This is a genomic window from Sphingomonas sp. FUKUSWIS1 (genome assembly GCF_000733135.1).
In the GTDB taxonomy this organism is placed as follows: domain Bacteria; phylum Pseudomonadota; class Alphaproteobacteria; order Sphingomonadales; family Sphingomonadaceae; genus Sphingomonas; species Sphingomonas aerolata.
In genome coordinates, this window is sequence record NZ_JPJC01000092.1 from 34503 (window position 1) to 43967 (window position 9465).

General features: G+C 64.7%; 7 protein-coding genes. 1 reads left to right on the forward strand and 6 read right to left on the reverse strand.

The features are described 5' to 3' along the window. Positions 1 to 7: 7 nt before the first annotated feature. From sphsw_RS06805 to sphsw_RS06830, 6 genes are all read right to left on the reverse strand, one after another. Positions 8 to 3403 (reverse strand): M10 family metallopeptidase C-terminal domain-containing protein, encoded by a 3396-nt coding sequence (locus tag sphsw_RS06805; RefSeq protein ID WP_031439947.1) that lies wholly within the window; start codon positions 3401 to 3403, stop codon positions 8 to 10. A 259-nt stretch (positions 3404 to 3662) separates the two neighbouring features. Continuing rightward, entirely contained in the window at positions 3663 to 4289 is a 627-nt protein-coding gene (locus sphsw_RS18310; RefSeq protein WP_128082190.1) for an energy transducer TonB, read from the reverse strand. Between the two features lie 342 nt (positions 4290 to 4631). Next, the gene (locus sphsw_RS06815; RefSeq protein ID WP_031439949.1) at positions 4632 to 5051 is read right to left on the reverse strand and encodes a hypothetical protein; all 420 of its coding nucleotides are present in this window, start codon (positions 5049 to 5051) and stop codon (positions 4632 to 4634) included. 223 nt (positions 5052 to 5274) lie between these two features. Then, on the reverse strand, positions 5275 to 6144 hold the full coding sequence (locus sphsw_RS06820) for an alpha/beta hydrolase family esterase (RefSeq protein WP_037529920.1): 870 nt from the start codon (positions 6142 to 6144) through the stop codon (positions 5275 to 5277). 111 nt (positions 6145 to 6255) lie between these two features. Next, positions 6256 to 6537: a hypothetical protein gene (locus tag sphsw_RS06825; protein WP_031439951.1), complete on the reverse strand. Its 282-nt coding sequence runs from the start codon at positions 6535 to 6537 to the stop codon at positions 6256 to 6258. 175 nt (positions 6538 to 6712) lie between these two features. After that, complete coding sequence (locus sphsw_RS06830) at positions 6713 to 7348, reverse strand: TetR/AcrR family transcriptional regulator (protein WP_037529919.1); 636 nt, start codon at positions 7346 to 7348, stop codon at positions 6713 to 6715. Between the two features lie 64 nt (positions 7349 to 7412). On the opposite strand from sphsw_RS06830, the gene sphsw_RS06835 reads away from it, so the two are divergent. Next, on the forward strand, positions 7413 to 9465 hold a 2053-nt coding region (locus tag sphsw_RS06835), incomplete at its 3' end, for an alpha/beta fold hydrolase (RefSeq protein ID WP_160172616.1).

Genomic DNA, 9465 nt, shown 5'->3' on the forward strand with positions numbered 1-9465 from the left:
GCGCAGCTTACATGAAGAAATCGTTCGCGGTCAGCACATGTTGACCGGCCAGCGCGATCGAGAAATCGGCGCCCGCACCGCTGTCGATATTGCCCTCGACCACGGTGAATTCCTTCCCGCCGATCATCTGGTAGCTGTAGCGCAACTGCCCCGGCGCGGTGAAGCGCGCGCTCGTGCCGATGAAGCTGAACGCCTGATCGCCGCGCGCGAACAGCGACGTGTTGGCGTCGATCATCGACAGGTCGATCTTGTCCTGCCCGACGGTGAAGTCGGTGATCACGTCACGCGACGCCGATGCGAGGCTGTCGCCCCTGGCCTCGAACCGGAAGATGTCCGCGCCGGCACCGCCGGTCATCATGTCCAAGTCGTCGCCACCGATCAGGATGTCGTTGCCGTCGCCGCCGCTCAGGACATCCCTGCCATTGCCGCCGATCAGCGTGTCATTGCCCGCGCCGCCGTTGAGCGTGTCGTTGCCGAGCCCGCCAATGAGCCGGTCGTTGCCGCCGAGCCCGTTGAGCACGTCATTGCCCCAGCTGCCGTCGAGCACATCCTGCTCGCTGGTGCCGTTGATCGTCTCGGAGAATATCGTCCCGGTCTTCGTGATGCCGACCACGTCCGTCACGCCGATCGTCAGCGTCTGCGTGTCGATCGCGCCGCGTGCGTCGGTCGCGACCACCGTCACGCCGTAGATATTGTCGCGATTGGCATCGGTGGGCGCCTCGAAATCGGGCGCGGTGACGAACTTGAGCACACCGGTCGTCGCGTCGATCGAGAAATTCGCGCCGTCGCCGCCCGCACCAATCGAATATTTGATCGAATCGCCCCAGACGATGTTGGCGTCGGTCGCGGTGATCGTCGTCAGTGCCGTGCCGTTCTCGGCGATCGACAGCGATCCCGTCGTCCCGCCCGCGAACGACGTCAGCACCGGATCGACATTGGCCTCATGACCGATCTTCACATCGTGAACGCCGATCGCGCCGAGGTCGATGGTCAGGATCTCGCCGATCTGACTGGCGATCGTCCCGCCGCTCACCGTCGTCCAGTCGGTGCCGGGCGCCTTCAGATCGACGGTGACCTTGCCCTCGCCTTCGACCGTGAACGCCAGGTCGCGTCCGTCGCCGCTCACCGTCGTCAGCGTCGCGCGCATCGGCAGCGCGGTGATGTGGGTCACGTCGTCCGCCACCGCGCCCATCGTGATCGCATAGGTCCCGCCCGCCTTGGGCAGGAACACGGTGTCCGCGTCATAGGCGTACCAGCCCGCGACACCCTTGATCACCTGGCCGCTGCTCTGGCCGTCGACGTCGAGCGAGAAGCTGCCCGTCGTCGCGCCGACCGTCGCGGTGATCGTGTTGCCGACGACGGTCGAGGTGATCGTCGCATTCTGGAACGCGCTGACCCGGCCTGCCAGATCGGCAAGCGTCACGAACTCCACCCCCGCCGCGGCGGCCTGCGCGATGAAGCTGGTAAACATCTGCTTGGTGTACGGGCTGGTCGCGCCATCGCTCGCCCACATGGTCGGGCCGTAATCATGCCACGGCCACACCACGACCGGCGCATCGCCACCGGCGGTCAGCGCGGCGAATTCCTTGGCCCAGATGGCGCTGGCTTCGGCAACGGTCTTCTTCTGGAACTCGATCAGCGAGAAGTCGAACGACGTGTTCGGTGCAATATAAACCTTGTCGTCCGCGGCATTCTGCGGGGTCATGTACCCGACCGCGTTGGGATAACCCGCACCGACGCCCGAATAGCCGCCGCTGAGATAGGTCACGTATTTCAGGATTTCCTGGCTCGTCGCGATCTGCTCAGGCGCACCCGGCACCGCGGCACCGCCGACCGTCACGGTCTTGCCGAGATACGCGCTCAGCTGCTTTTCCAGCTCGGCGCGCGACTGGCCGAACTCGAACGCGATCTGCGCATCGGTCAGCAGATTGGTGTTCTCGGGATGCGTGTAGCTGTGCGAGCCGACCTCGTTGCCGGCATCGAGCAGTGCCTTGTAAACGGGCAGCGAGACCGCCCAGTCGGTCGACTGACCGTTCGCCGCATCGTTGCCGACATTGACGTAATAGCTGCCGACGAAATTATAGTCGGTCTTCCATTCGGTGAGAATCGGCAGCAGCTTGTCATAAATGCCGGGCGCGGTCCCCGCCGGATTGACCTCGTCGCGCTCCTGGCTCTGGTCCATGTCGACGCGCGACGCGAACAGGCCGCTCTGCCGCGTCATCTGCAATCCGACGGACAGCCCGTTGCCATGGACCGAATAATCGATCGCCTTCTGGAGCAGATTGTCGTCGGCCATCACCGCTTCGCTCGAGAACAGCACGTTGCGCCCGCCGGTCTGCGTCGCGATCGCCGCCGCATAGGTCTGGCCGTTGACCGTCTCGGTCGCGATCGTCGTGCCGGTTCCGCTGACGCTGGCGAACGCGTTCCAGCCGATGCCGGTATATTCCCGAATGACCTGCCCGTCGGCATAGCCGTCGAGCACCAGCTGTGATGCATCGCTCGCCTTCACGGTCACGTCTGCAGGGAAGCCGCCGGTCACGCGCGTCGCGTCGAACAAGAGCTTCATCCGCGAATAGGAGTCACCGGCCAGCGCGGCATTGTCCGCGCCGTTGGTCATGAACTCGCCCGCCGCGACCAGGCCGATGCCGAATTGCGTGGTCGCCTGTTCCAGCGTCTGCGCGATCTGGTCGGCCTTGCCCGCCTCGACGTTGCGGAACGACGGGAAGACGATCGTGTCGTATTTCGCGAGCGTCGCCAGGTTGGTGAGATCGCCCTCGGTCAGGATGTCGAACGGCACGCCCGCCTGCATCGCCTGGCTCTGTGCCGCCATGAACAGCTGCGAATACGCGGTCTTGCTGAAATAGGCGTTGGCGGTCGTATCGGACCACACGATCGCGATGCGGTGGGAGGGATCGGCGACGACGCCGGTGTCATTGAACACGGTGAACGCGGGGTTCGAATAGCTGCCGGGCAGGAACGCGGTGTCGTTGACGTCGTAGATCGTGTCGATCGCGTTCGGATTGCCGATCGCAGCCTTGGGGACCTTGAATTCGACGGTGGTGCGATCCGCCGACCACGCCGCCTGCAGGCCGCTGGCGATCAGCGTCTGCCCCGCCGCACCGCTATACAGCGAGACCGTGCCGTCGGCGGCGAAATTGACGTTGAATTCGGCACCGCCTGCGAACCCGAACACCTGATAGCCGGTGGCCGTGTTGCGATCGGTGTTGAGCCACGCGGTGGTGTTTGCGCCGATCGCGGTCGGCGCGGTCATCGCAAAGGCAAAATCCGCGCCGTCGCTGCGGGCATAGATAGCATAGCCGGCACCGAGGCCACGGTCGATCCGGTCGCCTGCGGTCCAGTCGTTCAGCGTGCCATCAACGGTCACCGGAGTTGCGTTCGCCATTCTTTGTCCCCGCTTCGGTCTCGGGCTTCATGCGAGCGCCAGGCTGCTCGTCATCAAGCTCGAGCGTCAACTAGCGAAGACCGTCGGTATTTCGAACAACACAGATGAATGGTTAACGCCGAACTTGTATCACCATGGTACGCGATTACTGGTGGTATGCCCGGTCGCCAGGGCGGAGCGGTAATGCGGGCGAACCGGAAGAATGGCAAAGCGGTGTCAATGGTAACGAACATTGATCAGGTGCGCCTATCGGGTCGGGTTAACCCAGTTTAGTCGAGGTGAATTCAATTCGCTGCATGCGAATGACTGGCCACGCCTTGTTGGCCTTGTCCTTGGCCGGCGCGTAGCGATAATGCTTTATCATCGACGAACACGCGCCGGTATCGAATGGCGCAGAGCCGCTCGACGTTATAACCGAACAGCGTCGGATCGCGCCGTCTTCCCCGACCAGATAGGCCAGGGTGACAGCAACGGACTTCTGCCCCGCCGGCAGCTTCGCCACTTCCAGCACGATGTCTGCCGGCACCTTGGGTGTAGGGGTAGAAGCATCGAAGAAGAGCTCCATGTGCCACCGAACCCGCATTCGGTAGACACCGTACATGGGCGACCCGGTCTCGTCCGTAGCCGGCGCATATTTACCCCGCAGCACCCCGGCGGCACACGCCTTCAGGTCCAGATCCTTGGATCCGCTGGTCGAGACAACGCCGCACGTCTGAGGTTTTCCAGTCGGATCGATCAGGATCTCGACCACCGTGTAGCCGCTCTTGCCCGTACCGACTGCGCGCGAGACGTAATCGTCGGACGTGAGCATCTCACTCGCGTTGCGGACGATCACGGGCGTCAGCGTGCCCTGTCCCCCGAGAACGAGCATTACCAGCCAGAACATTCGCCTCTCCCCGTTGCGGATAGTGCTTCTTGGTAGCTGGAACCCCAGGCTGGTGACGCTCGTCTCGCGGGTAGGGTCGCCCACCAGACCCGATGCCCGCAGGTGATATTCTTCCCGGCATCGCACCCAATGGCGATCAGGGTTCTGGCAGCTGAAGCATAATCATCTGACCCTGCCGCGAGCCCGGGGCTCCGCCGGACGAACCGATCGCATTCAAAGGGGTGCCCGTCAGGCGCGGGCGGCATGGTGCGGCGTCCCGTAGCGGCGGAAGACATGGCTCTGTGCGACCCGAGACCGGCGGCTACAGACGCCCCGCTATTGGCGTTTAGGCCCAACGGCACGTCATGGAGCCGGATGACCGTGCGCCATCATGACGTCGAGCTTGCTCTTGGGCATATTGATCAAGAGCCCGTCCTTGTTCTTTGCAAAGGACGGAAAGTCCACCTCCACGCTCCCGATCGCACTCGACACCACTGCAAAGCCTTTACCGACGGCCTCGATCTTGCCGACGAGGAGTCCCTTTGCGTCATGAACTTCCAGCCCCTGAATGATGTCCTTGGGTCCGGCCGGGACCGGCCGCATCGTCAATCGATTGGCGTCGGTAACGCTGACTGCGAAATCCCGGAAATTTTGCTGACGGTTGAATTCCCCCGTACCGCTGTCGTTCGCCCCGACCCCCTGCGCCGAAGGAAATTGTTGTCCCTGGGCTCCGGTTGCCGATGCGAGAACGGATGCGATCATGCCAAGAAAAAGCCCCCGCATTTCATCCTCCCATTATCTTATGTCATCAGTTTATCCTTATTTCATACCGCGGACAATACATCGAGTCAGCTTGGTAGTAATATGCGTCAGGTAATTAAATACAAAACAACTGGCAAATTAACCTGGCAATCAACCATCGAAATAGAGTTGGGATGGCGAAGTATCTGATCTGGCAACCGAACCGGGAATTGCCGAGACGTTCTGGCAGCTGCCGACTTTTGACTTAGCGCCGGTGGCGGGAGAAGAACGCCCACATTGCCTCATTGTCGACGACCGACCAGCTATGCTGCCCGCCGCGCGTCACACGCGCCGCGACGCTCGTGCCGTGCTGACAGCGGGCATAGCCCTGTTCGTAAACCGTCGCGCCGAGGTTGCGGGCATAGGGATCCGAGCAGCCGTTCAGCACGGCCCAGCGTTGCAGCGCGGCGGCCTGTGAATATTGCCAATAGGGCGCGCCGCCGCCGGTGATGGGGTTGGTGGTGTCGGCATCGCCGGCGAAGGCGAGGAGGGGCAGCGGCGCTGTCGAGCGACACGTCGCGGGATCGGCGCGTGACACATCGGATGCGAGGGAGCGTCCGGCACGCAGTCCGACCACCGGCGCGATCGCGGCGAAACGTCGTGCGGCGACGCAGCCCAGCCAGGACGTCATCCGTCCACCACCCGACAAGCCGGTCGCGTACACCCGCGCGCCGTCGACGCAACCGGTTGCGACAAGCCGGTCGATCAGCCCCGACAGATACCGGACATCGTCGCGTGCATCGCGTGCGGGGATGCTGCCCGTGACGGTCGGGACGCCGGGGATGTTCCAGACAAAGCCGCGATCCGCGGCGATACCACCATTGGGCGCTGCGACGATGAAGCCGTGGCGATCCGCCGTCTCGGCGAGGTGGCTGTCGCGCAGCATCTCCGCCCCCGTGCCGGTGCTGCCGTGGAGCAGGATCACGAGCGGTACGGGCCCGGTCATGCCCGCCGCGGGAAGGTGAAGCATCGCGCGTTCAGGCAGGGCCTCGATGCTGCCAGGACGGCACTCGGCGCGCGCGACACCCGCAATGAAGCAGAGGCCGAAGGTAATAAGCAGACGAAAAACCACCATGTGTCCAATCTCCGACATCAGCCGTTCGCGCTGAAAAGTCCCTGTAATAGCAAGGGACGCGTGCCCGACGCGCATCACCTCCTGCGTCGTCGGTGGATCGAAACCCCAGCGCTAGGATTGCGGCAGGTTGGCGAGGCGGCGCTCCACGCCGTTCCAGAACCGCTCGAGCCGATCGAGCGCGTGTCGCTTGATACGGTTGACCTCGTCGTCGGACATGACCTGTACCCCGGTTGCCTGAAGGCTGCCGAAATCCTCCAACATGCGATGCGCCGTAGCCTGACAGGCCCTGACCGGATCAGCGTCGCTGGCGAGCAGCAAGGCATACAGGTTTTCCAGCACGAAGCCCTGTGCGGCCAGTGCGCCGGCCACGGCTTCGGCAAATTCATCGTTCACTGGGTATCTCCGTCCGCCGTGCCGCGGTGTGTAGCGAAGCGCTTGGCGTTCGGAAACGGCGCAGATCGAGTGTGTTGCAGCGATGACGTCGTCGTCACGACCGCCGCGGCGGAATGTGGGAAGTGGAGAAGGGCAGGGGGCTCCTGAACTCGGGCGTTCCGGTGACATCGCGCCGCTAATCATCACCCCCGCAGCTGACCAGCATCCGGCAGAGTGGCTCGACCGTGCGCACGACCCGCGCCACGGGTTCGTCGCAACCCCGCGCTACCCAGTCGCGCGCCACCGCGAGCAGCCCGTGCATGGCGCCGGCACGGCACAGCGGCTCGATCGAGCCGGGAACGTGGGTCGGCACCAGCGTGCCGGCGATCAGGTCGGCGAAGCTGGCCATCGAGCGTTCGAACAGTTCGTCGACCTGCGGGTCGATGCCGGACAATTCCGACAGGAAGACGCGCGCGCTGGCCGGCTCGTCGCGCAGCAGATCGTAATATGCGGTCAGCAGCGCGATCAGCCGATCCCCCGGCGTGCCTCCCGCCGCATCGGCGGCCGCGGCGACCCGCTGCGTCACGAACTGCGTGACCTCGCCGAACGTCGCGAGAAGCAGCGCGTCGCTATTGGCGAAGGCTTCGTAGAAGTAGCGCGGGGTCAGCCCGGCCGCGCGGCAGACCGCGGTCACCGTCGTATGACGATAGCCCTGCTCGCCATAGAGCGCGATCGCGGCGCGGATCAGCCGGCTGCGCCGCTCGACGCGGCGCTCGCTCGCCGATGCACCGCCATAGCGCCGTCCGTCCTGGCTTGCCGCCCCTGATTTCAAGTGATAACTCCTGTTTCCAGATAACGGCGATTGCTGTCGCATCCTTCTATCGGAGCACTCCGGCATGGCAATTGAGACTGCGTCCATCCCCTCCGGCTCGGGCACCGCGGAAGAGCTCGACATCGTGATCGTCGGTGCGGGTCTGTCGGGGATCGACGCGGGCTATCGCTTCCAGACCGAATGCCCGGGCAAGAGCTACGCGATCCTCGAGGCGCGCGATGCGATCGGCGGCACCTGGGACCTGTTCCGCTATCCCGGCATCCGCTCGGATTCGGACATGTATACGCTCGGCTTCCCCTTCCGCCCCTGGCCGAGCGACCAGGCGATCGCCGGCGGCGACGCGATCCGCGACTATATCGCCGCCACGGCGCGTGAATTCGGGATCGATGCACATATCCGCTTCGGCCGTCTTGTCGTTCGCGCCGCCTGGTCGTCCGCCGATGCGCGCTGGACGGTCGAGATCGAGCGGGATGGTGCCGCGTCGGAGCGGATCGTCTGCCGGTTCCTGTACATGGGCAGCGGCTATTATGATTATGACGCCGGCTTCACGCCGCCCTTCGAGGGTGTCGAGGACTACGCGGGGCAGCTCGTCCATCCGCAGCACTGGCCCGCCGACCTCGATTGGACCGGCAAGCGCGTGGTGGTGATCGGCAGCGGTGCGACCGCGGTGACGCTGGTGCCGTCGCTCGCCGAAAAGGCCGCGCACGTCACGATGCTGCAGCGCTCGCCGACCTATATCGTCTCGCGCCCGTCACAGGACGGCTTTGCGCGGTGGACGCACCGGGTGCTGCCCAAAAGCATTGCCGACAGCGCGACCAAATGGAAGAGCGTCGGACTCGGCATCGCCACCTACGCCTATGCGCGCAAGCGCCCCGATCACATGAAGGCGCTGATCCTGAAGGGCGTCCGCGCGCAGTTGCCCGAGAATTACGAGGTCGAGCGCGATTTCGAACCGCGCTACGATCCGTGGGACCAGCGTATCTGCCTCGTCCCCGATGCCGACCTGTTCGAGGCGATGCGCGGCGGCAAGGCGGAGATCGTGACCGATCACGTCGCCCGCTTCACACCGACCGGCATCGCGCTGCGATCGGGCCGCGAACTGCGCGCCGACATCGTCGTCACCGCCACGGGCCTCGTCCTGCGCCTGCTGGGCGGCGTCGAGCTCGTCGTCGACGGGCAGGTCGTGAACCCCGCCGACCGGCTGATCTACAAGGGTATGATGGTGAGCGACGTGCCGAACCTGGCGCTCGCCTTCGGCTATACCAATGCATCCTGGACGCTGAAATGCGATCTGTCGGCCCGCTACGCCTGCCGCCTGCTGCGCCACATGGACGCGAACGGCTATGATAGGTGCACGCCCACGCACGACGATCCGTCGGTGACACCCGAGCCGATGCTCGGCTTCACCTCGGGCTATGTCCAGCGCGCCAACGCCATCCTGCCACATCAGGGGTCCAAGGCGCCGTGGAAGGTGCACCAGAACTATGCGCTGGATCTTGCCGCGCTCAAATTCGGCAAACTGGAGGACGGAACGATGCGGTTCGACAAGGTGCGCGGTGCCGCCACTCCGGTGCCAGTCGAAACATCGCGCTCCGCCGTTTCGATCGGCGCGGTGACGGCCGCGGCGGCGATCGCAGCAGTCGGCGGTCTGGCGCTGTTCGCGAAGTTGAGCCAGCGGCGGACCGAGCGAATGATACCCGCCGACGGCGCCTTCATCGACGTCGATGGCCGCCGGATGCACTATCTCGACCGCGGCACCGGACCGACAATCGTGATGATCCATGGCCTTGCCGGGCAGATGCGCAACTTCAGCTATGCGCTGCTCGACCGCCTCGCGACCGAGTACCGCGTGATCCTGATCGACCGGCCCGGCTCCGGCTATTCGGCGCCCGGGGAAACGGCGAATATCCGCGCGCAAGCCGCCCAGATCGCGCGCTTCATCGCGGCGCTGGAGCTCGAGAAGCCGCTGGTTGTCGGCCATTCGCTTGGCGGCGCGGTGGCGCTCGCGCTGGCGATCGACCACCCGGAAGCGGTCGGTGGCTTGGCGCTGATCGCGCCACTCACCCAGCCGCAGGACAGCGCGCCGAGCGCGTTCGCGGCGCTCGCGATCGTCTCTC

Bases quoted from the DNA above. Each gene is read 5' to 3' on its own strand.
- sphsw_RS06820 (WP_037529920.1), bottom strand. From the start codon at position 6,144: ATGGTGGTTTTTCGTCTGCTTATTACCTTCGGCCTCTGCTTCATTGCG.
- sphsw_RS06805 (WP_031439947.1), bottom strand. From the start codon at position 3,403: ATGGCGAACGCAACTCCGGTGACCGTTGATGGCACGCTGAACGACTGG.
- sphsw_RS06815 (WP_031439949.1), bottom strand. From the start codon at position 5,051: ATGCGGGGGCTTTTTCTTGGCATGATCGCATCCGTTCTCGCATCGGCA.
- sphsw_RS18310 (WP_128082190.1), bottom strand. From the start codon at position 4,289: ATGTTCTGGCTGGTAATGCTCGTTCTCGGGGGACAGGGCACGCTGACG.